This is a genomic window from Nonomuraea sp. NPDC005650 (genome assembly GCF_040605375.1).
Classification (GTDB): domain Bacteria; phylum Actinomycetota; class Actinomycetes; order Streptosporangiales; family Streptosporangiaceae; genus Nonomuraea.
In genome coordinates this window covers 111,048-135,765 of record NZ_JBEXCR010000038.1, presented here as the reverse complement: position 1 = coordinate 135,765, position 24,718 = coordinate 111,048, and the positions used below count along the sequence as shown (strand labels likewise).

Here is a 24,718-nt window from a genome sequence, read left to right as displayed (position 1 = left end):
TCATTCTTGATGATCTCCGCCAGGACCCCGGTGGCTGGTGCGGGGAACTCGAGAATGAACTTATCGGTCTCAATGTCGACCAAGATTTCGTTCAGTTCAACTTCCTGACCTGGCCTCTTGCGCCAGTTGAGCAAGATGCCCTCCGGGACGCTCTCGGGGAACTGCGGGACCTTGACCTCGACGAACGGCATCTTCACGTCCAGGGGGCTGAATGGGACGCCCATGGGCAAAGCACCATAGGCGATGGGTGGGAACAATCTTCTTCATGAAAGAAGACGTGCAGCGCGGGCGTGGAGTTCCACCTGCCACAGACAGCAGGCGGCCTACTTGCCTAACTGAACATCACCGTGTTGACCAGTAGAAACGCTCAATAACCCAAGATAAACGATGGGAGCTCCCGGACGGCGGGCACCTGCTCGAATGGCACGGCCCCGGCCCCGGCCCCGGCCCTTGCCAGCGGCATGCGCACCTCGCCCTCCGTCTCGTCGGTGTATACGACCTCGAATCCCTGCCGGCCCCGTAACCGGGTATTGCCCGCTACCGCGCGCACTGACATACCAGCACCACCCACGTCACGATCATCACAAGGCAGCGCTGGTTATGACACGCCGGGCAGGCGCTCTGCATCAGTTTCACTGAGCCGACATCAGATCCACTGAGTCACGGCGTCAGCTTGACTGAGCCGCATCACTCTCGCTGAGGCAGGACATCCTTCATCCCCGCCGGTCTCCGCGATCGCGCGGCTAACTTACGTTAAGCTCACTTATCGAAAGTTAGACCCATGATCTACAGAGCGTCTTAACGTCTACCGGAAGGTCACCCTGCATGCCGCCCCGGTCCGCCCCCATCACGTCACCGCCCAGCCGACCCGCCTCCAACGCGGCACTCGACGCCCTTCGTGAACGCCATCCGAGCGTCCCCAACGACGAAAGGTGCTTCGTCGGCGCCATCGCCAGCAGCGACCGCCGAGAGGAATGGCGCGACATCGCCATCCGCTACGAGCCCCCCGCCACCGCCGACGACGTCACCGATGCCCTCACCGTCTACGCCCGCCTCCGCGCAGACCTCGACACCGACGAACGCTGCCTCATCGACATGGCCCGCCGCCGCGGCGTCACCTGGGCCGAGATCGCTCGCCACCTCGGCCTGCCCGACGCGGCCGCCGCACAGCGCCGCCACCGCCAGCTCGTCGACGCTCGTGCCGGATCATGGCAGCTTGACCTCCAGGACCCGAACCGCACGGAAGGCGACCAATGACCGCGACCTCCACGCCGCGTTGGCGTGTCCGACTGCTGCTCGATTTCCCGCCGGAGACGATTGACACCCACGCCGACAACATCAGGCTCATCTTCCCGACCCTGTACGCGGCCAAGGTGCTGCACAAGCCGAACAAGCCCGTGGTCGCCGTGGCGGCCACGGTGGCGGCCGACACCGAGCGCAAGGCCATCGCCGAGCTGCGCCGCCTGGTCGCCACCGGCTTGGCCATGAATCGGGTGGACCTGGTCGAGTCCAGGGCCGAGCCGAGCGGCCAAGAGCCGGACTTCGTGGCGGAGTCATGACCACGACACCCGACCAGGCCGCCGCCCACTGGAACACCACGCTGCCCGTAGGCACGCCCGTCCGCTACTGGCCCATCATGGGCGAGCCCGAAAGCATGGCCACCCGCACCCGCTCGAAAGCGTGGGTGCTTGGCGGGCACACTCCCGTCGTCATGGTGGACGATGTGGCGGGCGGTGTCTCGCTCGCCCACGTCCGGCCCGAACCTGACGCGTTCGAGGAGGCCACCGGCATCCGGACCGTGGAGTCCGACGCGATCCGGGAGGACCAGGTGCTCATGGTCTCCCCCGGCGGGCTGCACGAGTCCGGGCACGCGCCGCAGGGCGCGCGGCTCGTGGATCTCGGCGACGGCTTGGTGTGGGACGCCCGGCATGGCGTGTTCGGCTTCGACGTCGCTGGCCCGGCGGTGCAGCCGTGACGGAGTTGGTGCCCGCGGTACGTGCGCCCGCTGCGCTGGCCGGGCTCACGCCGGAGGCCGCCGAGCTGCTCGCCGCAGCGCAGGCTGAACGCGACGACACGTTCACCGACGAGGCTGCCGACCTCATCTCGCGCGGCCTGGCCGACAACACCACCGCGGCGTACCGGCGGATCGCCCGCGACTACCAGAAGTGGTGCGAGTCCACCGGCCGCACCGCGCTGCCCGCCAGCGAGGCCACCCTGGCGAACTACGTGGCGCACCTCGCCGCCACCCCCACGGCCAAGGGCCAGCCGCGCGCGCCCGGCAGCATCGACCAGGCCATCGCGTGCATCCTCGCCATGCACGACCACGCCCGCGCACCGAAGCCGGGCACCAAGGCCGCCCGGCTCGCGCTCCGCGCCTACCGCAAGCAGCACACTGCCGCCGGGCACCGGAAGAAGAAAGCCCCGCCGATCACCCTGCCGATCCTCCGGCAGATGATCGCCGCGCTGCCCGCCGATACCCCGATCGGCGTCCGTGACCGCGCGCTCCTGGTGCTCGCCTTCGCCCTCATGGGCCGCCGCTCCGAGCTCGCCGCACTCGACATCAGCGACATCGTCTTCACCGACGACGGCCTCGAGGTCTACATCGCCATGTCCAAGACCGACCAGGACGCCGCCGGCGAAACCATCCCCATCCCGTACGGCTCCCACCGCGAGACCTGCCCCGTCCGCACCGTCCGGGCCTGGCTCGACCTCCTCGCCGAGCACGGTGTCACCACCGGCGCGCTGCTGCGCCCGATCGACAAAAACAGCCGTATCGGCGGTGCCGTCTACCCAGACGGCGGCCGCGCCGCACGTGGCACCGGCCAGCGCATGACCCCGCATGGCATCAACTACCGGGTCAAGCTCGCCGCCGTGGCCGCCGAGCTGCCCAACGCGAGCGCCTATTCCGCTCACGGCCTACGCGCTGGCGGCGCGACGTCCGCGGCCAAGAGCGGCGCCCCCATGTCCGCGATTACCGCGCACGGCCGGTGGGTGGACGGCTCCCCCGTGGTGGCGGGCTACATCCGGCAGGTGGATCGCTGGTCGGAGAATCCGATGCGGGGCGTCGGCCTGTAGGCCCTCTACTCCGGGTGTTCCGACAGTTGGGTCGTCAGGTCCTGGTCCTTGGCGGCCTCCGCCGCCTTCCACCGCTGAATCGTCTCCCGGGCGTAGATACAGGCCACGACCCCTATCACGGCCTTGACCAGCAACAGGGACAGGATCAAGGCCCCGTCTCCCCAGCGCTGGTACATAGTGATGATCAGGAACACCGCGATGACCGCGCACGCCACGGCCAGGACGGGAAGGCCCACCTTCCAGGCCAGGGTCTTGATGTTGTCCATGGTCGTTGCCTCCCGAGGGTCTCCGATGCAGTGGCCTCATCATCCGGCTTGGACTACGGCATCGGCAGGCGATTCAGGACCTTCTGGCCGCGAGGACACCTCGTAGACCTGCTACTCCGCGGTCCCCGCCGTCCCGGCTACGGCCGCCTTGTCGGTAGTGGTCGTCGCGGCAGCTTGTTGCAGCGCAGGATGCCTGGTGCCGCGCGGCTCCTTCTTCGGCTTCTGAGTGGCGTCAGGAAAGACAAGCCGGATCGCCTCGATGCCTGCCAGCCGCGCCCGCGTCGACATGCCGAGATCACCGGTCAGCAGCTTCACCTTCCGGCCGGCGAGCGCCTGGAAAGCCACCGCGCGGGCAATGATCTCGTCATCTGTACGAGGCAGACGCACATGGCCGGGCGGATCCGGCCAGAGGTCGATCGTGATGGCGCCGCGCGGAAAGGCCGGGTTCTCGGGAGCGCTGCCCCGCTGGCGGACGACCCCCCGGGGGAGCAAGTTGTCCAGCAGCTTGATCGTCTCCCGGGCATTGGTACTCGCAACGCCCTGACCTCGGTCCTTCTGCCGGTCCAGCTCATCCAGCACCGCGAGCGGCAAGATCAGGTGGACGTCCTGGGAAAGCAGCGCGCCGGCGTCTTGGCCGACCTCCCACGTGTCCAGCCGGTTCTGATGGTGGCAGTAGACGTTGGAGTCGGCGATGACGAGAGGGCCCGACCGCTCCGGCTGATCGAGCAGGTTCGACCAGGCGGACAGCGTCTCGAAGGCTTCCCGTAGCTGCTCGATGTGTTCGGCGACTTCCAAAAGGATCATGTCGCGGACGGGGGTCGTATCGGGGTTGATCACTGGTCTGCTCGATGATCCACCGAACGGCAGTGGCTGAGAATCCCACACAGGTTCTGGGATCTGCATCGACAGCACAGTGACATAGCGAGGCGTGGTGACCAGGCGATCCAGATCGGCGCTGCTGATCTGGCGGCGCAACTGGGCGCGAGAGGTGTGCACCCAGTCGAGATAAGCGATGCGGAGGGCGCGGCCGTTGCTGACGGTGAGATTCTCGGCCTTGACGATGACCTGCTGCAGCGTCTGCAGGAGATTGTGGCGGTCGGCGCCCGGCTCAACAGTGATCAGCATGCACCCAGGATGCGCTTGTGCATCCCACTGTCACCACCTGTTTCCCTCTTTGCTGTGACAACGTGCATTGTCGTGACTAATCCGGGCGGGCCCACTAGACAGGCACTAAATAGCCTGTAATATGGAACTCAGGTCGGAACAGCGCGGCCCTAACGTCTAGCCCAAGGTTGAGGACCCAATGACCCCCCACACCGAGATCGGCCCCCAGGTCGTCACCCGGGAGATTGAGAAGCTCAGCACCGAAGAACTCAAGCGCGTCCACGCCAAGGGACTGGACAAGCTGTTCGAGGTGGTCGAGGACCCCCGCCTGCGGCTCAACCTGACGCTGATCGAACAGGTCCTCGACCAGCGCGGAGCGCCGATCGAAGCGTGGGAACGGATCAACGCCGAATTCTGCGACGTGTGCACCGGCATGGACGGCCGCCACCGCCGTCACTGCCCCAAGGTGCAAGCGCTCGGAGCCTGACCTCCAGCCGCCGCCCTCGCTCGGACGGCGGCATCCCTTGACCATCCTGAGGAGACCATCGTGACCACCGCCACCGCGATCCGCACCTGGACCATCACCGAGCAGTTCGCCAACGGCTCCTACGTCATGCAGACCGATGAACTGGCCGTGGGCGTCACCAGCGAGGGCCGCGTGTACTGGGCCAACCCGGACGGCTGGAGCCACATCGTGCGCGACGCCTACCAGGACCAGCGTGAGTTCAAGGATGAGTTCCGCCCGAACTGCTGGAACCACTCCGACTACTACTTTCACGCCCAGTACGCCATCAGCGCGCCCTGCCAGTACGCGACCAAGCTCAACCAGTACGGCCTGCCCGCTGAGAACTGCGGCGCCCCCTCCGTCGAGTACCGCCCTGACCGGCTGATCGTTCGCTACGTCTGCGCCGACCACCTCTGATCCCGTGCCGTGGGGCTGTCGCGAGCAGCCCCACAGACCCTTCCTGATCACCCCTGAGGAGACCCCTCCGTCATGACCACCACGGTGAACCGCCCCGACGTCATGCGCATCCTGTCCGCCGCCGCCCTGCGCGGCGCGATCCCCCAAGCCGAGTGCCGCCGCTTCCCGCCGGAACAACTCGGCGATCTCGACCTCATGCATGACAGCGAGGTGGACCAGGACAGCCGGACCGTCCGGGTACGGCTGTGGACGAGCACCGAGCAGCGCAAGACGGCCATCGGCTACTTCAACGCGGTCGCCCCGCACATGCCCGAGGGATGGGTCCTCCGCGTCGTGGCCGAGTGCGGAAGCCCTGGCGTCGTCTACTCCGACGAGGAGGGCAGCGGCTTCTCCGGCCCGCCTGAGCCGATCCCCGCTCTCGCCCGAAGAACGATGATGCCCACCACCAGGTGTGTGCCGAGCCGCGAGGAGGCGGAGACCGCGCTCGCCACCTACCACGAGGACGGCGGCGAGCCCGCTGAGCTCACCGGCCGGTACGTGCTCGTCAACCGGCTCGACAGCCAGGAGCCGCCCATCGTCCTGTACGAGATGAAGGACACCGACGACACCGCCTGGCTCGACCCCGCCGGATTCAACGCGGGCATCAGCCTCACCGAGTACTTCGAGACCTCGTAACAGCCCCACCGCCTGAGATAGGAAGACTTCATGACCACCACCACCTTCCAGATCGGACAGCGGGTCCGCACGACCGTCGATATCCCGCTGGACAAGGACAGCGGCTATTCCGCCCCTGCCGGGACGCTGGGCACGATCACTGACGTGCACCGGTCCGGCGGGTACGGGGTCCTGCTGGATGGCGACCCCTACAAGCTGTCGGCGTCCTTCGGCGCTGACGAGCTGACCGCCTCCTGACCTCCCCCCGCCACACCAGCGGCCCCGGGCGCAACGCCCGGGGCCGTCGCATTTCTGCAGGTCACCGCCCCGCAAAAAATCTTGGAACGAATTCCGTCAGATCGTCGCGAGAACCGGCCTCTCCCTAGGTGAAAGCAGTCACCCAGCATGACAGCGGCCCCGGCCGCCCTTCCCCCTATCGGAGGCAGACTTGATCGCTCACGACCTGATGGAGACGTTCCTCGCGGCGGGGGCCGGAGCGCTTGCCGGCCATCTGGCCGCCGCCGTGTGCCGGCGTGTGATGCACTGGAGCAGAGCCGGGATCGTCCACGTCGCTGAAGCCACGATCGCCCGGCTCTCCCCCGCGACTCCAGGCGCGAAGGAGCGCACCCGGCCGTGACCGCCATGCCTATCGGGCCCGCCGACGACGATGACGGCGGGCCCCTACCCCCAGAGCGAGAGCGCCTGACTTACGAACAGGGCTACCGCAAGTACCGCGAACCACTCCTGAAGTATGTCCGGCGCCGGGCGCGCGAGCGCAACCTGCCGGAGTCCGTGGCCGACACCGAGGGCATCGTTCACGACGCGTTCGAGAAAGCGCGACCCCACTGGGACACCATCACCCCTCTCGGCTACCTCGCATACCTGCGCACGATCGCGGACAGGTTGCTCTCCCGGCGGATCAAGGACGACGAACGACGCGGAGAGGCAGACGACGACGACCTTGAGCGCCCCAGCCGTCACGTAGGCCGCGCCCGCGCGCGTAGCGCCGAAGACGTCGAGGACAGGATCGAGGTCACCGAACGGCTGCGGCCACTCCCGCCACGACAGCGCAAGGCCGTATGGCGGCGCGATGTCGAGGGCGACACCAGCGAGGAGATCGGCAAGGACCTGGGCTGTTCGCCCGAAGCCGTCGACTCCATGGTGTATCGCGGCAGGGAACGCGCTCGACGCGTGGCGCGCTGGGCATCTAGTGTCACGGCAGCGTTTGTCTTGGGCTTGCTGCACGAGGCAGGAGCCTGGCCGGTGGTGGTGTACGCAGCGGCCATCGTCTTCGTCATCGTATGGGCGCGCTCCGAAGTACGCCGGGGCTTGGACGTTGTCCGGAGAGCACACCACAGGCGCAGAATGCGGAGCCTCCTGCTGCGTTACGACGCCCCCGTGATGTACGAACGGCCCGGTGTGTTCCTCGCCGCCGATATTGATCCCGAAGCCTCCCTGCATGTCACGGAGCCAGCAATATCTCACGCGTGGTGCGCGGGGATTCAGCAGTTCCGACTCGCGCGCATAGTCCCTCATGCCGACCCGGTAGGGCGGCGACGAGGAGCGGGCGTGCCGTCGCCTGCCGACCGGGCAGGGCGGCGCCGACCTCCGTGCGGGCATACGAATACCTTCCGTAGACGGCGTCAGCAGCGTTTCAGCCAGCGCCACGCCGAGTACATTCGCCGTCGCTCCCGAAACGTCGTCGGCATCGCTGTGCGTCGGCGATCGGCTGACGCGCGGGGCCGGCGGCTCCACGTCAGCGACGATCTCCTTTTACTCAGGACATTGACCATCGCTATGACGCTCGTGAACGCCCTGATCAATTGGCTGATGCGCGGCAATCGGTAGGCGCGATCCCCCGCTGCCCTGGCCACCTTCGCGGGACGGTGGCCAGGGCACGCTACGCCGGGCGGAGGCTGCAGGGTGCCGCATCACGGGGCATCTATTGCCCAAGAATTAAATAACCTGTATTATCTGATCACGACAAGGAGATGCGGCCCCAAGCTGTGAGACCAGGGAGAACCCATGACCACCACCATGATCACCTTCGCGTACACCATTCCCGGCAACATCCGGCCCACCACCGAGATCCGCACCCGCACCGAACTCACCCCCGAGCACATCACCAGCCGACTCGCCAGCGCCGTCGAAGGCATGACCGACGGCACCGCCAACGCCGAGACCACGATGGCCATGTCGCGCGCCCTCATGGACGCCTACCTCGCCAACGACCTGCCGGTCGGCCCAGATGCGGCCCTGCTGTGGGCGCAACTGCAGATCCTCTGCACCGCCGCCACCACCGGCTGACACCCCACCCGGCGGGCGGCCCCACACCGCCCGCCCCTCCGGCGCGACGTAAACACCGCGACCCTCTACTCTCCCCGCACCCTCGACCAAAGGACCCACGTGAACACCCCCATCCAGCCCCAGCCGGTCGACCTCGACATGATCGAGCGCGCCTACTGGTTCGCCCTCGACGAGACGTCCATCCCGCCCAACGCCATGGACGTGCTCGACGCGGTCACCTCCATGATCGAGGAGCTGCGCGCGGCCCGCGCCGAGCTCGCCCAGAAGAACACCACAGTGAGCACCGCCCCCGTGCAGCTCGTCCCGTTCGACGCCGACCGCGCCACCCTGATCGCCCACCTCGACGCCAGCCCGACCTGGGAGCGCGCCGACGTCCGCCAGATGACCAACCTCAACATGCGGTGGCAACTCCGTCCCCGCGCCATACAGGAGATCTACAGCTACCAGCCGTGCAACGACGTGATCACCCTGCCCACGGACGAGGCCGCCCCCTACGTGGACGAGGCCGGTATGCGCGAGGACGCCGCACGCATCATCAACGCCGTCGCCCTCCGCCTCTCCCCGGACCACCTCGGCGAAGACACCGTGGAACGGCTGGTCGCCGCCTACCAGCTCGCCGGACCCGACAGCGACATCGCGCGCATCATCTCCGGCCAGGTCGAACCCGAACCCGACCTGGCCCGATGACCCGCGAAGACCCACCATTGACGCCAGCCGAACTGTTCGACCAGGCCGTCAACAACCCCGCCCGCCGGGCCGACCTCATCAGCGCCATGTTCACCAGCATCGGCGCAGCCGCCCAAGCCGCCTCCAACGAGAAACGGGCACGGCAGAAAGCACGACGCGAAGCCCGAGCCGCCCGGCCGGAAGCCATCGCCGCCCGCAAGGCCGCCGCCCGGCGAGGATGGGAAACCCGCCGGCGCAACGCGGAGGAGAAGGCCCGCGCGGACGCCCTGGACGACGCACCGATCCCCGCCGGCCCCCGGTGCGACGAGATGGCACACAACAGCCGCGGGAGCGAGGTGTTCTGCTACCTCGAACCCGGCCACGAAGACGACGACCACACCAACGGCGAAACCACCTGGCCCCGGGACGAGAACGAAGGCCAGTAGCCCACCCGCCCGGCCGCGCACCCCGCGCCGCCGGGCTTCCGATCGAGTAGGAGCCCCGTGCAGCGCACGCCCAGCACCGACAACCAAGCCGAGATCGCGGCCAGATTCGCCCTAGCCGGCAAGGACGACCCGACAATCGCCCGCGTCCTGGAATGCTCCGTCAGCCACGTCCGAGCGCTCCGCAAGGAGTACAACATCGCCCCCGGCGAAACCCGCTGGTTGCCCGCCGACAGTCCGCTCAACCCCCGCTACAGCATCGGAACGGAGCCCAAGTGACCGGCCCCGGCGACCCCGCGTTCATGTGGGAGTTCCGGTGTGAGCAGTTCGTGTTCGCCCGCCTCGCCGAAGAACAAGCCGCCGCCGAGCAGCTGCTCCCAGGCGATCGCGAGCTCGCGATCGCCCGCTGGTCCGCCATCGCGTTCGCCGCCGCCGAACACACCATCTACGTCACCGCCAAGCCCGGTAACGAGGGCATCCAGTCGGCCGGCCGCTGCTACACCTGCCCGCCCGTCCACGGCGTCCCCTGCGTCACCATGTGCCGCCTCGCCCGCATTTGGGCCCACCACCCCGACTACCAGCCCGCCTGGAACGAGTACCTCGAGAACGTGCGCGGAACCCTCGTACTCGACACGTGGGACGTCGTCGCCTCCGCCGGCTTCTGGAACATGCGCCTGCGCGACTACCAAGCCGCCCTCACCAAGACCAGCGAGGAGAACTGACCGATGAGCTTCCAGGACGACGTCGGCGACGACCTGCCGAGCGACGAGATGGTGCAGAACTGGGAAGAGGCCAACGCCCACGCCGACGAGACCCCCCACGACGACGAATGGCCGGACGCGCCCAACGACAACGACAACGTCGCGCAGCTCCTCGACCGTCAGCTCGACCGGCTCGCCGCCACCCTCCACGACTCCGTGGCCCGCCTCGACGAGCACATCGAGCGCCGCGCCGCCCAGCTCGCCGCGCCCCGCATCGCCGCCGCCGAACGCCGCGCCACCGAAGCCGAACAGCGCGCCGACAAGGCCGCCGCCGACTGGGACCAGCGGCTGGAGGACCTGCGCCAGGAGCTCGTTCGCCAGCTCGAATCCGAGACCCGCCGCACCGACCGGCTGCTGTGGCTCTCCCGGCACCTACCCGAACCCCTACGGCCGCTGGCCGGCTCGGGGGTCAGAGAGATTTGGAACGGAATCCGGCGTTAACGGGGGTTCTTCCAGGCTGGGCCGGCTTGGGTGGCCGGTACTTGCGCCCTAGTCACAGCGATCGGACGCCGTGTCCTGGCCGCGCTCCTACCACCCCGCCGCCCACGCGCCAGCACCCGTAAGGCACATCACCCGCCGGCCATGTGGCGTCCCCTCAGACAGGCGGTAATTCCGATTGATCCTGGACCCGAGCTGAAGCAGGGGTTATCCGACGCAGCGCGGTACGTTGGGCAGCTTGTTGTGCGGGTAGTCGAGGTCCCAGTTCGGCACGAACCCGTAGGTGTTGGCCGGACCGTATCCGAGGGTCCACCATGTGTTGGTCCCGATGGTGTCCCCGGGCTGCTGACAGAACGGCTCGATCATGGTTCCCTTATCGAGGGTGGAGACGAGGTCGCATGTCGTCTTGGGGTGTTCGGTGCAGCCGTTCCCCGTGCTCACCATGCGAGTACGGGATCTGAGCCGGTAGTAGACGATTGCCGTACGCTCACCGGGTTGTACTTGATGCTGTGCTTTTGCGGCCGGAGGGCGGCCCGGATCCGCCGCCTGGGCTGTAGGTGCGAGCGAGAGTGTGACGACGGTGCTGGCAGCCGAAAGGGCGGCGGTGAGCATGCCGGACGGTCCACGACGTGCGTGCATGGTGGTCTCCTGTGTTGCGGATCAGCCGAAGCGGCAGACGTCTCCTCGTAGCGCAGCGGGCGGGCCCGAATCGCTACTGGTCGACGACATTGAAAACGTCCCGGCCAGGTGTCCAACAGGGTTACGGACGGATCCGGACGGACCCGGACGGGTGCCGGAAACAAAACGGCGTGGCGCGCCTATGCTCGCTGAAGCGCGCGCCTTGAAGGCGGCCGGCATCGGCCTGGAGTTCCTCACCGGCGAGCTGCAGGGCTCCCACGACCCCTCGGGCGTGGTGTTCACCGTGCTGGCGGCCCTGTCGGGGATGGAACGCGAGTACATCCGCAACCGTCTGTGCGATGGAACGGAATCCGGCGTTAACCACGTCCGGAAGACCGCCGCGGCAGGGGGTTACTGACCTGGAAGAACCCCGCTAACGCCGGATTCCGTTCCAAATCTCTCTGACCCCGGGCTCCATCCCACCTTGGCCGCCTCGACCCCGAATTCCGGGCCGCTGTCGCGCGCCGCGCCTCCCCCGACTACAGCCCCGAAGCCGAAGCCGAACTGCGGCTCCTCACCGACGCGGTCACCATGGTCGTCCGCCAACAGACCGTGTCCGCGTCCACGTTCCAGCGGAAATTCCACGTCGGCTTCGCCACCGCCGCAAGGCTGCTGCAGCGCCTGGAGGAGCTCGGCGTGGTTGGCCCCCACCACAGCCGCGGCCCCCGCCAGGTCCTCACCAAGCCCGACGGCCTGCCCGCCCTACTCGCCACCATCACCGGAAGCGAGCCACCCAATGACTGACCAGGCCGCCCGCTCCCTCGCCCACACACCGGAGAACCCGAATCACGACCTGTTCAAGGCGCGGATGCGCGAGCATAGCCCCACACTCCTCGACCAGGTAAGGACAACCCGATAACCAGGAAGGACCCGAGTTGATCACCACCACGCCCCCCGCTGCAGGGATCGGCACCGCCACCGTGGACCTGAAGACCCTGACCGTCAACGGCAGAAGGATGACGCTCACCGTCTTTCGACAGATCCGCGAGGAGCGACTGATCGCCCACGACGGCACCCTGAACGGCCAGCCGTGGGGCGCGGTCAACTACCACCCCGATCGGTGCGGCGACCGACTCCCCCACTGGCACATCGTGTGGCAACGCGGCGCCGAACTGCTCCGCTCCTACGTCTACGAGAAGCCCAGCTTCGACTGGCCCACCGACTTCTACGTCGCCGACCGCGTGTTCCAGGCACCGCAAATCGACAGATACCTCACCCTCGCTGTCCACGAGTGGGTCACCGGCCACACCGAGACCCTGATTCTGACGAAGGAGCCCACCAGCCGCGGCTACGACCCGAAGCGTACGTTCGTCCAAGACGGCCTGCGCGTGAGCGGGACAGTTTCTGACGTGGCCATCGCGGCGGTCAAGACGAAACACGCGGTCGACAACCTCAGCCCCATCGCCGATGACACGGATAGCTTCTTCGGGAAGATGCAGCGGGCCGATCGGCAGAAAACCATCACGGAGGCCGAGCAGGCTCAGGGCGCCCTCTTCGAGGAGGTGAACGACTGGGACCTGACGCCCGCCGAGATCGACCACGAGTTCCACGCCGCCATCTCCACTGAGCTCGAACGCCGGCAACGCCACCGCGACGTCCGCGCCCAACTCGCCGAACTACCTCAACTCTTCATCGCCCTCTGATCCGAGAAGTGAACGCGCACGCCACCACGCCCACCTCGCCATGCCTTCCCACCAAGTCGTAGCCCCACCCCCGGACGCCGGGGGCGGGGCGGCGTTTCGCGAGGCATTTACGCGCGCGTGCGCGAGGTTGCCGGATTGTCGGTGTGCCCGCTGCTGCCCCGGTTTGATCCACTCGGCAACCGGTCGCGGGGTAGAGGCGTCTTATTGGGCATGTTGAGTCATTTGAGGCGGCGCTATTGGGACGTGCAAGCGGCGGCGATGACCCGGCTGGGCTCCCCCAACCTTCCCCGCCTGTACGAGCAGTACGGCCGTCCCACCCTGGCCAGCGCCGCCAGCGATCCGGCGCTCGCCGAGAAGATCACCCGGAAGGCAGAGAAGCTCCTGCAGAAGCAGGACGGTAAGGGGCGCCCGTACCGTGGCCTCACCCTGTACGTCTTCCTCACAGGGGTGGCAGTGGGCGCGATGCAGGTCATGTTCTCCACCGCTGGCACGGACACGGTCGATGAGGACGGGACTCACCTGCCAACGATGGCGATCGCGGCGTGCTGCCAGGCCGCGATCGACCTGGGCATGCTGGAGGCAGCGTAATGGCCGATGATCAGGTTCGCCACGAGACGCTGCTCTGTTCCGATTGCGGTGCCACGCACGACACTCCCGGCGCTGCCACCTTCCTGTATCCGAAGGACGGTGAGGTGGTGGTGACCGAAGTTCACACTCGGGATTGCCCGTCGTACCTGGAACGGTGGAAGCCTTTCGTGGACGACATCGAGCGCGCGCGGCAAGAAGAAGACAACGGGGGTCATCACGAGGAGTAGGAGCGTCGGTTCAACGGCCGAACCCTCCGCGGTTGGCACCGGCCGGGAAGACTGGCGCCGCGCGGAGGGTTCGGCCGTTGCGTGGTGTGACCTGCGGCAACACCGCTTGTTTGGGCCGCATAGCGTGATTCTTACCGGCGCTCCGAATTGTCGGGGCGAGCACCTATCCTGCGTGATGTTCGTGGTGGGCTGCCCCTGCGTCGAGGGGCGGCCCACCACGGCGTGGTAGCGGATTCTGGTCGGACCCGGTTGTGAACCCGATGAAGATCGTTTAGCGTGTCTCAGTCCGCTCCGCCCGCCCACAACGGGAAGGACCCCGCCACGTGCCAGGGAAACCCCACACCGAATGGGCCGTCGCCTACACCTACCAGGTCGCCACGAACATCCGGCACCACCGGTTACGCCGCAACCTGAGTGTTGAGAAACTCGCCAACCGGTGCACCAACCTGGGGTATCCCATTGAGCGCTCGAATCTGGCCAAGCTCGAACTCGGCCAGCGCTCCACCGTCAGCGTCCCCGAACTGCTCGTCGTCGCCCGTGCCCTCGACGTGCCGCCCCTCGCCCTGCTCACCCCGCCCGCTGGAGACATGGTGGAGATCCTTCCCGGCGTCGAAGCCCATCCCCACCAGGCGTTCGCGTGGCTCGACGGCACCGCGCCCCCACCGGACGGCCAGGACGACGACGACGGCGCCGCGCCGCGCGCCGAGCTCCAACTCCTGCGCGAGCATCAGAAGTTCGTCAGCGACTGGACCGCCCGCACCCGGGCGGCCGCCGCGTCCCGGGCCCGCGGCGACGACACCGGCGACCCTCACCGGGATGCGTGGAAGACCGCGGCGCACGTGCATGCCGAGCAGGCCGGCCACGCCGAGCAGCTGCTTGCCGCGCTGCGGGAGACGATGCGGGCCCGGGGGGGCGCCTGCCCGGCGCTGCCGCCTGGGCTGATCCACCTCGACCACCGGCCCGAATAGCCTGGCCAGGGGTCGCCGCCTGACTGCCCGGCGCGTCGGGCGTATCGTCGGCTCATGGGCCGCTACCTGGTAGGGCCGGATGGTCTGCGTGTTGTGCCTGTTCAGCTCTCCCCGCTGAGCGAGCATTGGCTGGTCGCGCGGATGCGGGAGCCGCAGGCGATGCCCGGTGAGGTGTGGTATCGGGTCACCAGGAGCGGGCAGGCGATCGACTTCCCGGGCTACTACCAGTTGCACGAGCTGCAGGAGATCGTGGACTTGGCCGATCTGCGCGAGGTCGAGGAGGATAGCGGCGAGGCGACCGCCTGACCCGTGGCCTGGGGCTAGAGGGTGACGAGGCGACCGTCTTCCAGGTACACGCCGACCGGGCATCGGCATTCGCCCAGGCATGTGGCGGCGCAGGTTTTGCAGCACTGGCAGTAGGGGCTGCCGCCGCAGTCGCAGCAGTGCTCAACCTCCCGCTCCACCATGCCCGTCCCGTTACAGTCCCAGCAGTCCGAGTCCCCCAGCAGTTGCCGCACTCGGTTTCGTCCTCGTACTCGCCGCACAGTCCGGCGGGGCACTCCCATGTGCCGTCAGCGTGCGCCTTGGCTTCGCGTTCGCGGTCCTCTTCGAACCCGTGGCGGGTGCGGCGCAGGAACACCGCGGTGTCGGTGCCCAGCTTGGCCGGCCACTCTTCGACGTGGCGTTCCCATCCATGCCCGGCGAGCGCCTGGTCCAGCAGCGTGGGTGTGGGGGTGACGGTGTCGGGCCACAGCGGGAACGGCCGGTACCCGTAGCGGCCGTCGTTGTCCTTCTCCCAGTAGCGGGCATCGGTGATCTCCACCCACCAGGAGCAGCCCGCCGCGATCAGGCGGGCCTTGACGGGCTGCTTGGGCGGGACCGCAGGGTCCGCCTCCTGGAGCTTGCGGAGCGCCTGCTGGTAGGTGAGCCCGTGCTCGGCAGCGTAGGCGGTGACCTTGGCCTTGCGGTTGCTGCGCTTGGTCATGATCGTCCCTTCGGGCGGAGTCCCACGCACTCCGCCCAGGACGGGAGAACCCCGCGTTGCGGGAAGTCTGGCGGATGCGTCGATCCCCTGAGGAACCTTCTCCCCCTGTCGTGCGCCGTGCTCTCCGCGTGGGAGAGAGCAACCGGCTCCAGGGGGACGGCTCGCGATGCAGCCGATGGGAGGGACCATACACGAGCCCACCGACAGGCCGCGAGACGTAAGCGCGGCGATCGTCTACCTTCCCTCTCCCCGACCTAAGAGAGGGTTCCCCCGCATGTCGTATCCCCCTGGTGAGAGCACCTACAGCCATTGGTTCGTCACCTTGTGGCCAGCGGGCCGCATGTTGCGCCGGCTCGGCCAGTACGGCGCGTACGTCGGTGTCCGGGTGGCGCACCAGCATGACGGCGCGCTCATGTTCCGGCAGCACCTCCTGACCGCGACCGGCCCTGACCGTGCGGCGCGCAAGTTCGGCCGGGTGGCCGCGCGGGTCATCTCCCGGAACCGCAGAAGCGACCGGAGCGACCAGGCCGCCGCGGTGCGGCGGGCCCTGGACGCGCTGACTGACGCCGACAGGGGGCGGTAACCCGTGGCCGTCGACCCGAAAGCGCAGGTGCAAGCCGTTCTTGACCAGGCGGAGGAGCTGGCTCATGACAGCCGTCACCCGCTGCAGGATGGGCTGCTGCCTCAAGGGCCGCAACTGCTGCTGCGGCTGGTGGCCGCGCTGCGGCGGATCCTGCAGGAGTACGAAGGCGCGGCGCGACGCGAGCAGATCGAGTTTGTCGAGCAGCGTGAAGCGCCGCCCGAGCTGCCGCCTGCGGAGCTGCTGCACGGGCTGCGGCGGGCGTGCGCGCTCGCGTACGAGGCGCTCATCGATCCCCGGGACGATGTCGGCCGCTGGCTTGAGGAGTGGGCCGACCACTGGGAGAAAGGCAACCCGCCGCCGATGCGGCACCCGCTCGTGGCTGGCCTTGGGATGTCGGTGGACGTGGTCGACGTCGACGCGTTCCAGCGCGGGGTGTTGCACGGGCCGCAGGGCGCCACGGTGGTGCTCACCGCGCGGCTGTACGACAACACCACGGTGGGGACCAGCCGCAAGGTGCGGATGCAGGTGACGCCGCAGTGACCGGGTTTGTGCAGCACGGCCCGGGCGAGTTCTGCGCGGTCATGACGCGCGAGGGCGAACCGCTGGTCGAGTACGAATGGTGGGATCCCGCCCCCGAGTCGGGGCCGCCCACGATCGGCCGCTGCCGGAACTGCGGACACCGCGGCGTCGTATACGAGCCGCTGCCGGCCGACCCCGCCCGTGACGAGCTCGCCGAGCGGTTCGCCGGCTGGATGGGCGGGATGCTCGACTGGGATGTGAAGGTCCGCGAGGAACACGCCGACCTTCACAAGGAGCTGTTCGACCTGCACGCTCCGGTCGGCGTGGTGGTGCTCGACGGCAAGCCGGGCGCGGCGCCGGTGAAGGTCCGGCAGTGCCGGGAGTGTGGCGGCGACGGCTGGCCCTGTCGAACGCTGCGCATCCTCGCCAAGCCGCACCGTTGGGCGCCTGGCTGGGACGAGCGGTGGTCAGCATGAGCGGCATCAGCTTCGAGCCCGGCCGGCTGTCTGTCGCGCCCGTGGGCACCAGCCCAGCCGACACCGACGCGTGGACCCCGATCGGAACCATCGACGGGGGCAGCATCGAGTTCGCGCCGGACTCGCAGCCCGTGACCATGGCGAAGTCACGTGTCGCGTTGCCGTGGCACGTGATCGTCGACCTCGGATGGCATGAGCTGTACCCGCACCTGTTCCCCGCCGAGCTGGTGCAGGAGTGGCAGGTGAGACGCATCATCCGGCAGCACTTGCCGTGGCTCCGCGTGATGCGGCCCGAGCCGCTTCCGCCCTCTGCCGGGCCTATCCGTATCCGTGCCGTCATGCCCGGTCGGCGCCGCACCACCACCAGGAGGAGGCGCACGTGGTGATCAGCACGAGCCGTGAGGGGACGCTGACGGTGATCTGCGCCCACGACCAGCGCGAAGCCCGCGACGTACAACGCAGCATGGGTTTGACGGGCAGGGAGACCGTGGTCATCTCCAGCGAGCACGACGTGTTGCGCCTGTACGGGGTGGGCAGGCAGGTGCGGGTCGTGGAGACGCGCCGCTTCTACGACCGGCGCGACGCCGCCAGGATCCGCGAAGCGCTGACCAGAGCAGTAGCCAGCGCCGAGCTGGTGGGGTGGCCGCAACCTGGGCGGGCGCTGGTCGACCAGGAAGGCGGGCACGGCCTCGTCGGCGCGTACGACATCGCCGCGGCGGCCGCCCCGAAAGGCACGCGGCCCGACTGGTGCCACCACATGATCATCCCGGAGCACGTGACCAGCCCCGGATTGATCACCGACGCCAAACAGGACCTGGCGCGGGCGGTCGGGCAACCGCACCTGCTGCTCACCCTCGCCGATGAGCACCTGCCCCCCGGCGACCCCTACAGGCCGCCAAAGGACCACTACCGGCCCGGGTGGCGGGTGTTGTTCGCCGTCACCCTCCGGGCCGACAACCCCGGCTACGCCGTGCTCCGGCCCGGCGCCAGCCTGCCGGACGGGTGGCTGCCCGACGACTTCGACGGCCGGTGGATGGTCCGCCCCACCGCCTCCCGCACGATCCAGATGGCGCGGGCCGGCACCGACCTCCGCTTCCCGCCCGACTGGCTGTACGCGACGCCGACCGGCCGTATCGAGGTGCGCGACGACAGCGCGATCGCTGAGGTGTGGGAAGTGACCGCGTGACCGCCCCGCTGGCACTCCCGGAGGCGGCCGTCTACATCGCTGAGGCGATCTACTTCAGCGACAGCCCCGTGGACGGGCGCCGCCGCATCGCCGTGTCCGGCAGTCTCGACGCCGCCCTGAAGGCCGTGCGTGGGCACGACATCTACGGCGGCGATCTCGTGGCCACGGAGGCTAAGAGCGCGCTCGGTACCGACGCCGCGCGCACGTGGGCCGTGCACGAGCGCGGCGAGGAGCCCGACGACGAGGGCCACCTGTGGATCACCCGCGAGCCGCTGACCGCACCAGCCCGTACGGACGAGGAAGGACAGAGCGCCACGTGACTCCCATGGAAGCCGCAGGACGGCTCGGCATCCCCGCCGAGCACTACGCCGCGTTCGAGGTCCTGGTGGATCGGCTGCGCACCACGCCGGCCGAGCAGGAGGAGCTGGCCAGGCTACGCGGCGAGCTGGCCAGGGTGAACGAGCAACTGCGTAAGGCGGGGATCGAATACCCGCTCGGCGCGGCCGGGGTGCGTGACCTGCGCGGGCACGTGGCGCGGGCGGAGGACCTCGCGGAGGAGCAGCTCGGCGAGGCGGAAGCGAAAGCGGCCAGGGCTGAGCAGGAGCTGGCCGCGATCACCCAGGCGTTGCTTGAGGCCGGTGTCGGCTTCCCCGGCCTGGAAGGGGTGCGGGCGCTGGTCGGCCTGTACCGCGACGCGTTGCGCCGCCACCCCGATCTGATGGAGGCCTGCCGATGACCCCCCAGACAGTGCTGGACCGGGCCGAATGCCGGCACTGCGACGACCCGATCGTGCTGCTTGGCGGGGAGAAGGACGCGCGCGGCGGCCGGGCCGCGTTCTGGGCGCACGAGTGGCGGGACGGGCTACAGCTCGTGCACTGCTGGAGCCCGTACGGCATCGTGCCCAGCCAGCAGGCGGCGCCGCTGCCCCGCTGGCGGGCAAGGCTTCGCAAGCTCGCACGGCTGATCAGGGGGCGATGGTGAGCGATCTACGCAGACAGGAGGAAAGCATGATCGAGGGGACATCGGTGAACGAGGAAGCGGCCCGCGTCGTGCGGGAGGACGCGGCCCGTAACCAGCGGATGCTGCTCAAGCTGTACGGGGTGGTGCTCGACGGGGAGCGGTACCGGGCGTGCCGGAAGCCGGACTGCGGGCGGGTGGTGCCCGCGGGCACCGAGCACTGCTGCGGGCCGTGCGGGGATGCGGCCAAGCACGCGCACGAGATCGACGAGCATTCCTCGGCCTGCGATGAGCGGTGGCAGGAGCGGCGGCCGCTGGTCAACCAGGCGCTCTCGGACGGCTCCTGGTAGGGGTGCCGTTAAGAAATGCGTCACCAGCCCCAAACCAAGTCCGGTCGGCCTGCCGGGCCGACTACACCTGGGCTTCGAACATCGTGGGATAAGTCCGGCAGGTGCTGCCGGGACGGCGGGGTGAAATGCGTTCGCGCAGGTCGTGCTGCTTGGTAAGGCCCCTTATGTCAAGACACATCAGTCGCGTCCGCGCCCGTCCCGTGTGGGCTGGACTGTGCGTAGCCCGGCGGAGCGGACGGCTCCCGGCGCAGCACCGCCTCACCGTCCGGCTCGGCCACCAACCGCCACCCGGGTGGCCATACGTGCCCCGCGTCGGGACGCGCCACGCGCGCTCCCTCCAGTTCCACGTATTCCGCCCCACGCACCCTGACGAGCGCGGCGTTCTCGACGAAGTCCAACATGTCGAACGTGGCGGCGTCGGTGAAGTCCGCCTCACCAGAGGCGGCGGCGTCGATGGTGGTCGTCCCGCCGAACCAAGCGTTGCCGGCGAAGGTTGCCCCGCCGAACCAGACGGTGTCGGTGAAGGTTGCCCCGCCGAACGCGGCGGTGTCGGTGAAGGTTGCCCCGCCGAACGAGGTGGCGCCAGTGAAGGTCGCCCGGTCGAACCAGGCGGTACCGCTAAAGGTCGTCCGGTCGAACCGGGAGCCGTTGTCGAAGGTTGTCCGATCGAACCAGACGGTGTCGTCGAAGGTCGCCCCGCTGAACCGGGGGACATCGATGAAGGTTGCCTCGCTGAACCAGACGGTGTCGGTGAAGATCGCCCCGCCGAACGTGGTGAAACCGGTGAAGGCAGTCTTATGGAACTCGGCAGAGGAGACACGGCAGTCGGCGAGGTCGAAGTCAAGGAGGGTGGCGCCCGTCAGGTCGAGGCGAATGTCGCGCCAAAACCGCGCGTTGAGATCACTTATCCGTCTCTGCCCGCGGCCTGACGCTGGGGCTTTGGTGTAGTGAAGGTGGTCGGTGAGGATGCGCTGGGCGGTGAGCCGGACCTGCCGCTCCTCCTGGGCATCTCTGTCGCCTGCGGCGGCGCTGGCGCGCGCCCATGCACCGTGGCGGGCGATGCGCTGTGCTGTGCGGATCTTGTCGTGTCGATCCTCGCTGGGCGGGGTGTAGGGCATCCGCAGGTAGGCGCAGATCACATTCACGATGGTCTGGCGTTGGTCGGGGTTGTTCTGCGCCAGCCGCTCCAGCGCGTATAGCCCGGCCAGCCGAACCGGGGCCTGGGCGTTGCCGAGCTGCTCGGCCGCCTTGGTGTACAGCTCGGTGACCCGCCGCTCGCTGGCGTCGTGCTCGGTGCTCGCGGCGACAATCTCGTGGTGGCGCTGCCGCCGGAACGCCAGCATCAGCGTGATCGCGGCGCCCACACCAGCACCGGCCGCGAGCGCGGTACGGATGACATCAATCCGCGCCGTTGCCTCCTGAGCGGGCTTCAACGGCGGCAAGCCGGACGAGAGCCACCACGCGGTAATCCCTGCGGCAGCGCCCACCGCCAACACCGTCAAGATGATCCATCCCACGCTCCCCCGGCGCCCTCGCCGCGATGCCACTGCGGGCGCTGTGAACGGATTTTCCGGGTCCGCAGCACGGCGACGGGCTGGCCGGGGCAGGTGCATACAACGATTGCAGCCTGCGCATAGTGATCAGCCGACCAACGACGCGGCAAGTCATGATCTGGGATCATCCATAGGGATCTCGTGGTTTGGGGCTGGTGGCACGGTTCTTACCGGCACCCCTGGTAGCGCCAGTGGCTGTTCCGTTGTCCCTCGCGACCGCCGTCACTGACCGTGACGGCGGTCGCCGGATTGCCGGGGCGAGCAACCACGGAATGTGAGCGCCCGCCCTGGCGGTACGGCGAGAGGTGGACACGCACGGCACAACCTCGCCAAGATCACCTGATGAGTACAGCGCACCAGTGGGTGGCCCCCATCGTCGTCCCAATCACCGTTGAACAAGCCGCCGCGGCCGCCGCCGGCCAGGCGCTGCTCGTGGACCCCGGGCCCGTGCTTCCCGCTGGCCCTGCGTACTGCGAAAACTGCCGCTCCCCGTACGGGAGCCTGCAGGCCGCCCAACGGTGCCCAGGCCCCGCGTAAACACCCCCATGCGCGGGGGCGGGGACGTAAGCGCGGCTTTCGGCCAGCATGCCCGGCATGGCCGCCGCAGTGTACGACCTGCTGATCGAGCAGGGCACCGACTACGACCGCGTCCTCACCCTGACCGACCTCACCCCCGACCGGCGCCCGCTCAACCTGACCGGCTGCCAGGTCCGCGCCCACATCCGCGTCAACCACGCCCCCGGCGCGGCACTGCTGCATGACCTCGGCCCGCAGCTCGTCATCACGGACGCGGCCGCCGGCAAGGTCCGCCTGTCCATCCCCGGCCCGGTGTCCGCCGGGTGGGGGTGGCGGGCGGGCGTGTACGACCTGGAGATCGTCGACGCCGGCGGGAAGCCCCTGCGGTTGCTGAAGGGCGCCGTGAAGGTGTCGCCAGAGGTGACCCGGTGAGCACGCCGCACGTCGACATCACGGAAGCCGCGGCCGCCGGGATCGAGCTCCGCATCGAGGAGACGGGCGGCGTCGCGGTCACCGTGCAGCAGGTCGTCACCAGCGTGGAAGTCGAGGTGACGGTGCCGGGCATCCAGGGCCCGCCCGGCACTGCTGGCCATGCTGGGCCGCCCGGCGACCCCGGACCGGCAGGCCCGGCGGGCGACCCCGGACCCGCCGGGGAGCGCGGCCCTACAGGCCCTGCGGGCCCGGAGGGCGGCACCTACCAGCAGGACATCGTGATCGCTATCCCCGCCAAGGTGTGGGAAGTCGAGCACACCCAGACCCGCCAGCCGAACGTCACGTGTTTCGACGTCGACGGCAGGAAGATCGACGGCGATGAGGAGTACCCACCCGGATCGCCGCCGGTCGTACGCGTCACGTGGGCGGTGCCGATGGCTGGCACCCTCCGCCTCACCTGAACATCCCGGGGGAAGTCATGCCGAACTGGTTCAGCCAGCACAAGTTCAACCAGATCCCGCCCACGGGCCTGGTGCTACCGACGTCGGGCAGCGCGCCCGCCTCGCCGGTCACGTTCGAGCTGTGGGGCGACACCGCCACCGGCCGCGCGAAGTGGCGCACCAGCGGCGGCGTGTGGATGGCGTTCGACGACGTTGCGGACGGGGCGGTGACCGACACCAAGGTGGCCGCAGGCGCGGGTATCAGCCTGTCGAAGCTGGCGACGAATCCGCTCGACCGCGCCCAGCACACCGGCACGCAGCTCGCCGCTACCATCTCGGACTTCGCGACGCAGGTGCGGGCCAACCGGCTGGACCAGATGGCCACCGCCGGGGCGGATCTCAACGCTGGCGGCTTCCGGTGGACGAACGTGGGCGCTCCCGTGAACCCGAACGACGGCGCCCGCCTGGCCGACGTGCAGGCCGCCGCCGCCGGCATCTCGGTGAAGCCTGCGGTGCGCGCGGCGACGACCGCGAACATCACCCTGTCGGGCACGCAGACGATCGACGGCGTGGCCGTGATCGCCGGTGACCGGGTGCTGGTGAAGAACCAGACCAACGCCACACAGAACGGCCTCTACACCGTGGCGGCAGGGGCGTGGGCGCGGACCACGGACGCGCTCTCGCCGAACACGTTCGTGTTCGTGTCCGAAGGCTCTACGTTGGCCGATACCGGGTGGGCGATCTCCACCAACGGCGTCATCACGCCCGGCACCACGAGTATCGCGTGGGCGCAGTTCGCCGGCGGAGGTGGCTCCTCCGGCCCGGGTGCGGGCCTGGTGCAGAACGGCGGCAACCTGGACGTGGTCGCCGCGGACGGCTCCATCGTCGTCAACCCGGACAGCATCACCGTGGGCCTGGTCCCGATCTCCAAGGGCGGCACCGGCGCGGCCACCGCCGCGGCGGCGCGGGCTGCGCTCGGCGTGGGCGGCACCTACTCGACGGACCTACCCGCCCTGTCGGCCGGCGTGTGGGCCAACATCACCCACGGGCTGAACACGGAGGACGTCGTCGAACCCACGTTCAAGGACACGACGACGAAGGAGTTCGTGCGGCTCGACTCCAAGGTCATCGACGCCAACACGGTCGCCGTACGCGCGGACATCCCCGTCAGCGCGGGCGCGGTGAGGGTCACGGTGAAGTCCTGATGCGCCACCTCGCCCCCGTCACCCTGGCCCAGCTCGCCACTGCGCCCAGCCCGCCTCCGGCCGGTCACGTCAGCCTCTACCCGGGCCAGGACGGCGCCCTACGCGCCCAGGAGTCCACTGGCGACATCGCACTCCTGGGGACCACCCGCCGGACGGTGATGACCGCCGATCAGGAGCTCACCGCTGCCTTGCCAGACTGGGCAGCGATCACCGGGCTGCAAGTGGCCGTGCCCGCGGGGGTCCACCGCCTACGCACCGTCGTGGACTTCATCAGCCGAAGCGGCGACACCCACTACACGAACGTGTCCCTCGATGGGCCCGCCGGCGGACGCTCCCTCAAGGCCGACATCTACGGCGTCCTCGGTGACGACGGCGCAACCTTCATCAACGATTACTGGTACCTCCCGCCGTGGGGCGTCTTCCTTCTTGGAGGTAGAGCGCCAGGGCTGCGGAAGCTGATCATTGACGCGCTGCTGTACCTGCCCACCGCTGGCGCCATGACCGTCCTGGGCAATGTGGAGCCACCCGAAGGTGAAACGACTACGGGCGACTTCACGGTCAAGGCGGGGTCGTTCGTGCAGGTGATGCCGTCCTGATCTGGGACGACCACGACCGGGATGATGCGCGTGCTCCCAGGCTCACGTGCAGATCACGCCGATGTGATCCTCCTGGCAGAGGGTCCTCACGCGAGCCTTGCAGCCGTGTACGGAGCGTGAGCTACAGGGTGGCAACAACCTGTTCGACCCTGTATGGCATCGCCCCATCCGCTCCATGAG

Annotated in this window: 41 protein-coding genes; 36 read left to right on the top strand and 5 right to left on the bottom strand. The window is 68.7% G+C overall.

Annotated features, from left to right (window positions below; translation table 11 throughout):
* The coding region (locus tag ABZS69_RS48365) for a biotin/lipoyl-containing protein (RefSeq protein ID WP_355385920.1) at positions 1–224 on the bottom strand (224 nt) is incomplete at its 3' end.
* 601 nt (positions 225–825) lie between these two features.
* On the opposite strand from ABZS69_RS48365, the gene ABZS69_RS48360 reads away from it, so the two are divergent.
* From ABZS69_RS48360 to ABZS69_RS48345, 4 genes are read left to right on the top strand one after another with little or no spacing between them, the layout of a single operon-like run.
* Entirely contained in the window at positions 826–1,257 is a 432-nt protein-coding gene (locus tag ABZS69_RS48360; protein WP_355385917.1) for a hypothetical protein, read from the top strand.
* A complete protein-coding gene (locus ABZS69_RS48355) occupies positions 1,254–1,559 on the top strand; it encodes a hypothetical protein (RefSeq protein WP_355385914.1) in 306 nt (101 codons plus the stop codon). Before ABZS69_RS48360 ends, ABZS69_RS48355 begins: the two co-directional genes overlap by 4 nt.
* A complete protein-coding gene (locus ABZS69_RS48350; protein WP_355385912.1) occupies positions 1,556–1,975 on the top strand; it encodes a hypothetical protein in 420 nt (139 codons plus the stop codon). Before ABZS69_RS48355 ends, ABZS69_RS48350 begins: the two co-directional genes overlap by 4 nt.
* Positions 1,972–3,075: a tyrosine-type recombinase/integrase gene (locus ABZS69_RS48345; RefSeq protein ID WP_355385909.1), complete on the top strand. Its 1,104-nt coding sequence runs from the start codon at positions 1,972–1,974 to the stop codon at positions 3,073–3,075. Before ABZS69_RS48350 ends, ABZS69_RS48345 begins: the two co-directional genes overlap by 4 nt.
* Positions 3,076–3,080: 5 nt before the next feature.
* Here ABZS69_RS48345 and ABZS69_RS48340 read toward each other — a convergent pair whose 3' ends face one another.
* Positions 3,081–3,341, bottom strand: a complete 261-nt coding sequence (locus ABZS69_RS48340; RefSeq protein ID WP_355385906.1) for a hypothetical protein — start codon at positions 3,339–3,341, stop codon at positions 3,081–3,083.
* A gap of 111 nt (positions 3,342–3,452) precedes the next feature.
* Entirely contained in the window at positions 3,453–4,466 is a 1,014-nt protein-coding gene (locus tag ABZS69_RS48335; RefSeq protein WP_355385904.1) for a PIN domain-containing protein, read from the bottom strand.
* Positions 4,467–4,644: 178 nt separating this feature from the next.
* On the opposite strand from ABZS69_RS48335, the gene ABZS69_RS48330 reads away from it, so the two are divergent.
* From ABZS69_RS48330 to ABZS69_RS48275, 12 genes are all read left to right on the top strand, one after another.
* Positions 4,645–4,932, top strand: a complete 288-nt coding sequence (locus ABZS69_RS48330) for a hypothetical protein (RefSeq protein WP_355385901.1) — start codon at positions 4,645–4,647, stop codon at positions 4,930–4,932.
* A 60-nt stretch (positions 4,933–4,992) separates the two neighbouring features.
* Entirely contained in the window at positions 4,993–5,367 is a 375-nt protein-coding gene (locus tag ABZS69_RS48325; RefSeq protein WP_355385898.1) for a hypothetical protein, read from the top strand.
* A 72-nt stretch (positions 5,368–5,439) separates the two neighbouring features.
* Complete coding sequence (locus ABZS69_RS48320; protein ID WP_355385895.1) at positions 5,440–6,042, top strand: hypothetical protein; 603 nt, start codon at positions 5,440–5,442, stop codon at positions 6,040–6,042.
* Between the two features lie 30 nt (positions 6,043–6,072).
* Positions 6,073–6,279, top strand: a complete 207-nt coding sequence (locus ABZS69_RS48315) for a hypothetical protein (protein ID WP_355385892.1) — start codon at positions 6,073–6,075, stop codon at positions 6,277–6,279.
* 190 nt (positions 6,280–6,469) lie between these two features.
* Positions 6,470–6,658, top strand: coding sequence for a hypothetical protein (locus ABZS69_RS48310; RefSeq protein ID WP_355385889.1), 189 nt, complete (start codon positions 6,470–6,472; stop codon positions 6,656–6,658).
* Between the two features lie 5 nt (positions 6,659–6,663).
* Entirely contained in the window at positions 6,664–7,869 is a 1,206-nt protein-coding gene (locus ABZS69_RS48305) for a sigma-70 family RNA polymerase sigma factor (RefSeq protein WP_355385926.1), read from the top strand.
* Between the two features lie 177 nt (positions 7,870–8,046).
* Complete coding sequence (locus tag ABZS69_RS48300) at positions 8,047–8,328, top strand: hypothetical protein (RefSeq protein ID WP_355385886.1); 282 nt, start codon at positions 8,047–8,049, stop codon at positions 8,326–8,328.
* 99 nt (positions 8,329–8,427) lie between these two features.
* A complete protein-coding gene (locus ABZS69_RS48295) occupies positions 8,428–9,015 on the top strand; it encodes a hypothetical protein (protein WP_355385883.1) in 588 nt (195 codons plus the stop codon).
* Positions 9,012–9,440, top strand: a complete 429-nt coding sequence (locus ABZS69_RS48290) for a hypothetical protein (RefSeq protein WP_355385880.1) — start codon at positions 9,012–9,014, stop codon at positions 9,438–9,440. Before ABZS69_RS48295 ends, ABZS69_RS48290 begins: the two co-directional genes overlap by 4 nt.
* A 57-nt stretch (positions 9,441–9,497) precedes the next feature.
* A complete protein-coding gene (locus ABZS69_RS48285; RefSeq protein ID WP_355385877.1) occupies positions 9,498–9,716 on the top strand; it encodes a hypothetical protein in 219 nt (72 codons plus the stop codon).
* Positions 9,713–10,159, top strand: coding sequence for a hypothetical protein (locus tag ABZS69_RS48280; RefSeq protein WP_355385874.1), 447 nt, complete (start codon positions 9,713–9,715; stop codon positions 10,157–10,159). Before ABZS69_RS48285 ends, ABZS69_RS48280 begins: the two co-directional genes overlap by 4 nt.
* A 3-nt stretch (positions 10,160–10,162) precedes the next feature.
* Positions 10,163–10,639, top strand: a complete 477-nt coding sequence (locus ABZS69_RS48275; RefSeq protein WP_355385871.1) for a hypothetical protein — start codon at positions 10,163–10,165, stop codon at positions 10,637–10,639.
* Between the two features lie 204 nt (positions 10,640–10,843).
* On the opposite strand, the gene ABZS69_RS48270 is transcribed toward ABZS69_RS48275, so the two are convergent.
* A complete protein-coding gene (locus ABZS69_RS48270; RefSeq protein WP_355385868.1) occupies positions 10,844–11,248 on the bottom strand; it encodes a hypothetical protein in 405 nt (134 codons plus the stop codon).
* Between the two features lie 208 nt (positions 11,249–11,456).
* Here ABZS69_RS48270 and ABZS69_RS48265 point away from each other — a divergent pair, with 208 nt between their 5' ends.
* The 16 genes from ABZS69_RS48265 to ABZS69_RS48190 all read left to right on the top strand — a co-directional run bounded on the left by ABZS69_RS48265 (position 11,457) and on the right by ABZS69_RS48190 (position 19,796).
* Positions 11,457–11,672 carry a hypothetical protein gene (locus ABZS69_RS48265; RefSeq protein ID WP_355385865.1) on the top strand — a complete coding sequence of 72 codons (216 nt, stop codon included), beginning with the start codon at positions 11,457–11,459 and terminating at the stop codon, positions 11,670–11,672.
* A gap of 146 nt (positions 11,673–11,818) precedes the next feature.
* Entirely contained in the window at positions 11,819–12,058 is a 240-nt protein-coding gene (locus ABZS69_RS48260) for a DNA translocase FtsK (RefSeq protein WP_355385923.1), read from the top strand.
* Between the two features lie 131 nt (positions 12,059–12,189).
* Positions 12,190–12,957, top strand: coding sequence for a hypothetical protein (locus tag ABZS69_RS48255; protein WP_355385862.1), 768 nt, complete (start codon positions 12,190–12,192; stop codon positions 12,955–12,957).
* Positions 12,958–13,179: 222 nt separating this feature from the next.
* Positions 13,180–13,545, top strand: a complete 366-nt coding sequence (locus ABZS69_RS48250; protein WP_355385859.1) for a hypothetical protein — start codon at positions 13,180–13,182, stop codon at positions 13,543–13,545.
* Positions 13,545–13,772, top strand: coding sequence for a hypothetical protein (locus ABZS69_RS48245; protein ID WP_355385856.1), 228 nt, complete (start codon positions 13,545–13,547; stop codon positions 13,770–13,772). Before ABZS69_RS48250 ends, ABZS69_RS48245 begins: the two co-directional genes overlap by 1 nt.
* A gap of 323 nt (positions 13,773–14,095) precedes the next feature.
* The gene (locus ABZS69_RS48240; RefSeq protein ID WP_355385853.1) at positions 14,096–14,740 is read left to right on the top strand and encodes a helix-turn-helix domain-containing protein; all 645 of its coding nucleotides are present in this window, start codon (positions 14,096–14,098) and stop codon (positions 14,738–14,740) included.
* Positions 14,741–14,794: 54 nt separating this feature from the next.
* The gene (locus ABZS69_RS48235; protein WP_355385850.1) at positions 14,795–15,046 is read left to right on the top strand and encodes a hypothetical protein; all 252 of its coding nucleotides are present in this window, start codon (positions 14,795–14,797) and stop codon (positions 15,044–15,046) included.
* Positions 15,047–15,999: 953 nt separating this feature from the next.
* Positions 16,000–16,308 (top strand): hypothetical protein, encoded by a 309-nt coding sequence (locus tag ABZS69_RS48230; RefSeq protein WP_355385847.1) that lies wholly within the window; start codon positions 16,000–16,002, stop codon positions 16,306–16,308.
* Between the two features lie 3 nt (positions 16,309–16,311).
* Positions 16,312–16,848 (top strand): hypothetical protein, encoded by a 537-nt coding sequence (locus ABZS69_RS48225; protein ID WP_355385844.1) that lies wholly within the window; start codon positions 16,312–16,314, stop codon positions 16,846–16,848.
* On the top strand, positions 16,845–17,303 hold the full coding sequence (locus tag ABZS69_RS48220; RefSeq protein ID WP_355385841.1) for a hypothetical protein: 459 nt from the start codon (positions 16,845–16,847) through the stop codon (positions 17,301–17,303). Before ABZS69_RS48225 ends, ABZS69_RS48220 begins: the two co-directional genes overlap by 4 nt.
* Positions 17,300–17,689 (top strand): hypothetical protein, encoded by a 390-nt coding sequence (locus tag ABZS69_RS48215; protein ID WP_355385838.1) that lies wholly within the window; start codon positions 17,300–17,302, stop codon positions 17,687–17,689. The genes ABZS69_RS48220 and ABZS69_RS48215 overlap by 4 nt, the downstream gene beginning before the upstream one ends.
* Positions 17,683–18,489: a hypothetical protein gene (locus ABZS69_RS48210; protein WP_355385835.1), complete on the top strand. Its 807-nt coding sequence runs from the start codon at positions 17,683–17,685 to the stop codon at positions 18,487–18,489. The genes ABZS69_RS48215 and ABZS69_RS48210 overlap by 7 nt, the downstream gene beginning before the upstream one ends.
* Positions 18,486–18,809: a hypothetical protein gene (locus tag ABZS69_RS48205; protein ID WP_355385832.1), complete on the top strand. Its 324-nt coding sequence runs from the start codon at positions 18,486–18,488 to the stop codon at positions 18,807–18,809. The genes ABZS69_RS48210 and ABZS69_RS48205 overlap by 4 nt, the downstream gene beginning before the upstream one ends.
* Positions 18,806–19,225 (top strand): hypothetical protein, encoded by a 420-nt coding sequence (locus ABZS69_RS48200; protein WP_355385829.1) that lies wholly within the window; start codon positions 18,806–18,808, stop codon positions 19,223–19,225. Before ABZS69_RS48205 ends, ABZS69_RS48200 begins: the two co-directional genes overlap by 4 nt.
* The gene (locus tag ABZS69_RS48195) at positions 19,222–19,470 is read left to right on the top strand and encodes a hypothetical protein (RefSeq protein ID WP_355385826.1); all 249 of its coding nucleotides are present in this window, start codon (positions 19,222–19,224) and stop codon (positions 19,468–19,470) included. Before ABZS69_RS48200 ends, ABZS69_RS48195 begins: the two co-directional genes overlap by 4 nt.
* 26 nt (positions 19,471–19,496) lie before the next feature.
* On the top strand, positions 19,497–19,796 hold the full coding sequence (locus ABZS69_RS48190; protein WP_355385823.1) for a hypothetical protein: 300 nt from the start codon (positions 19,497–19,499) through the stop codon (positions 19,794–19,796).
* Between the two features lie 167 nt (positions 19,797–19,963).
* Here the strand turns inward: ABZS69_RS48190 and ABZS69_RS48185 are convergent, their stop codons facing one another.
* Positions 19,964–21,313, bottom strand: a complete 1,350-nt coding sequence (locus ABZS69_RS48185; RefSeq protein WP_355385820.1) for a pentapeptide repeat-containing protein — start codon at positions 21,311–21,313, stop codon at positions 19,964–19,966.
* Between the two features lie 630 nt (positions 21,314–21,943).
* Here ABZS69_RS48185 and ABZS69_RS48180 point away from each other — a divergent pair.
* Genes ABZS69_RS48180 through ABZS69_RS48165 form a run of 4 tightly spaced genes read left to right on the top strand, consistent with a single transcriptional unit; the run spans position 21,944 to position 24,538 of the window.
* Positions 21,944–22,297, top strand: a complete 354-nt coding sequence (locus ABZS69_RS48180) for a hypothetical protein (protein ID WP_355385817.1) — start codon at positions 21,944–21,946, stop codon at positions 22,295–22,297.
* Entirely contained in the window at positions 22,294–22,758 is a 465-nt protein-coding gene (locus tag ABZS69_RS48175; protein WP_355385814.1) for a hypothetical protein, read from the top strand. The genes ABZS69_RS48180 and ABZS69_RS48175 overlap by 4 nt, the downstream gene beginning before the upstream one ends.
* Before the next feature lie 17 nt (positions 22,759–22,775).
* Positions 22,776–23,942: a hypothetical protein gene (locus ABZS69_RS48170; RefSeq protein ID WP_355385811.1), complete on the top strand. Its 1,167-nt coding sequence runs from the start codon at positions 22,776–22,778 to the stop codon at positions 23,940–23,942.
* A complete protein-coding gene (locus tag ABZS69_RS48165; protein ID WP_355385808.1) occupies positions 23,942–24,538 on the top strand; it encodes a hypothetical protein in 597 nt (198 codons plus the stop codon). The genes ABZS69_RS48170 and ABZS69_RS48165 overlap by 1 nt, the downstream gene beginning before the upstream one ends.
* The last annotated feature ends 180 nt before the right edge of the window (positions 24,539–24,718 follow it).

Bases quoted from the DNA above. Each gene is read 5' to 3' on its own strand.
- ABZS69_RS48230 (WP_355385847.1), top strand. From the start codon at position 16,000: ATGTCGTATCCCCCTGGTGAGAGCACCTACAGCCATTGGTTCGTCACC.
- ABZS69_RS48180 (WP_355385817.1), top strand. From the start codon at position 21,944: ATGGCCGCCGCAGTGTACGACCTGCTGATCGAGCAGGGCACCGACTAC.
- ABZS69_RS48265 (WP_355385865.1), top strand. From the start codon at position 11,457: ATGCTCGCTGAAGCGCGCGCCTTGAAGGCGGCCGGCATCGGCCTGGAG.
- ABZS69_RS48190 (WP_355385823.1), top strand. From the start codon at position 19,497: ATGATCGAGGGGACATCGGTGAACGAGGAAGCGGCCCGCGTCGTGCGG.
- ABZS69_RS48170 (WP_355385811.1), top strand. From the start codon at position 22,776: ATGCCGAACTGGTTCAGCCAGCACAAGTTCAACCAGATCCCGCCCACG.
- ABZS69_RS48350 (WP_355385912.1), top strand. From the start codon at position 1,556: ATGACCACGACACCCGACCAGGCCGCCGCCCACTGGAACACCACGCTG.
- ABZS69_RS48300 (WP_355385886.1), top strand. From the start codon at position 8,047: ATGACCACCACCATGATCACCTTCGCGTACACCATTCCCGGCAACATC.
- ABZS69_RS48335 (WP_355385904.1), bottom strand. From the start codon at position 4,466: ATGCTGATCACTGTTGAGCCGGGCGCCGACCGCCACAATCTCCTGCAG.
- ABZS69_RS48320 (WP_355385895.1), top strand. From the start codon at position 5,440: ATGACCACCACGGTGAACCGCCCCGACGTCATGCGCATCCTGTCCGCC.
- ABZS69_RS48245 (WP_355385856.1), top strand. From the start codon at position 13,545: ATGGCCGATGATCAGGTTCGCCACGAGACGCTGCTCTGTTCCGATTGC.
- ABZS69_RS48315 (WP_355385892.1), top strand. From the start codon at position 6,073: ATGACCACCACCACCTTCCAGATCGGACAGCGGGTCCGCACGACCGTC.
- ABZS69_RS48195 (WP_355385826.1), top strand. From the start codon at position 19,222: ATGACCCCCCAGACAGTGCTGGACCGGGCCGAATGCCGGCACTGCGAC.
- ABZS69_RS48215 (WP_355385838.1), top strand. From the start codon at position 17,300: ATGAGCGGCATCAGCTTCGAGCCCGGCCGGCTGTCTGTCGCGCCCGTG.
- ABZS69_RS48275 (WP_355385871.1), top strand. From the start codon at position 10,163: ATGAGCTTCCAGGACGACGTCGGCGACGACCTGCCGAGCGACGAGATG.
- ABZS69_RS48290 (WP_355385880.1), top strand. From the start codon at position 9,012: ATGACCCGCGAAGACCCACCATTGACGCCAGCCGAACTGTTCGACCAG.
- ABZS69_RS48355 (WP_355385914.1), top strand. From the start codon at position 1,254: ATGACCGCGACCTCCACGCCGCGTTGGCGTGTCCGACTGCTGCTCGAT.
- ABZS69_RS48165 (WP_355385808.1), top strand. From the start codon at position 23,942: ATGCGCCACCTCGCCCCCGTCACCCTGGCCCAGCTCGCCACTGCGCCC.
- ABZS69_RS48305 (WP_355385926.1), top strand. From the start codon at position 6,664: ATGCCTATCGGGCCCGCCGACGACGATGACGGCGGGCCCCTACCCCCA.
- ABZS69_RS48360 (WP_355385917.1), top strand. From the start codon at position 826: ATGCCGCCCCGGTCCGCCCCCATCACGTCACCGCCCAGCCGACCCGCC.
- ABZS69_RS48235 (WP_355385850.1), top strand. From the start codon at position 14,795: ATGGGCCGCTACCTGGTAGGGCCGGATGGTCTGCGTGTTGTGCCTGTT.
- ABZS69_RS48270 (WP_355385868.1), bottom strand. From the start codon at position 11,248: ATGCTCACCGCCGCCCTTTCGGCTGCCAGCACCGTCGTCACACTCTCG.
- ABZS69_RS48330 (WP_355385901.1), top strand. From the start codon at position 4,645: ATGACCCCCCACACCGAGATCGGCCCCCAGGTCGTCACCCGGGAGATT.
- ABZS69_RS48340 (WP_355385906.1), bottom strand. From the start codon at position 3,341: ATGGACAACATCAAGACCCTGGCCTGGAAGGTGGGCCTTCCCGTCCTG.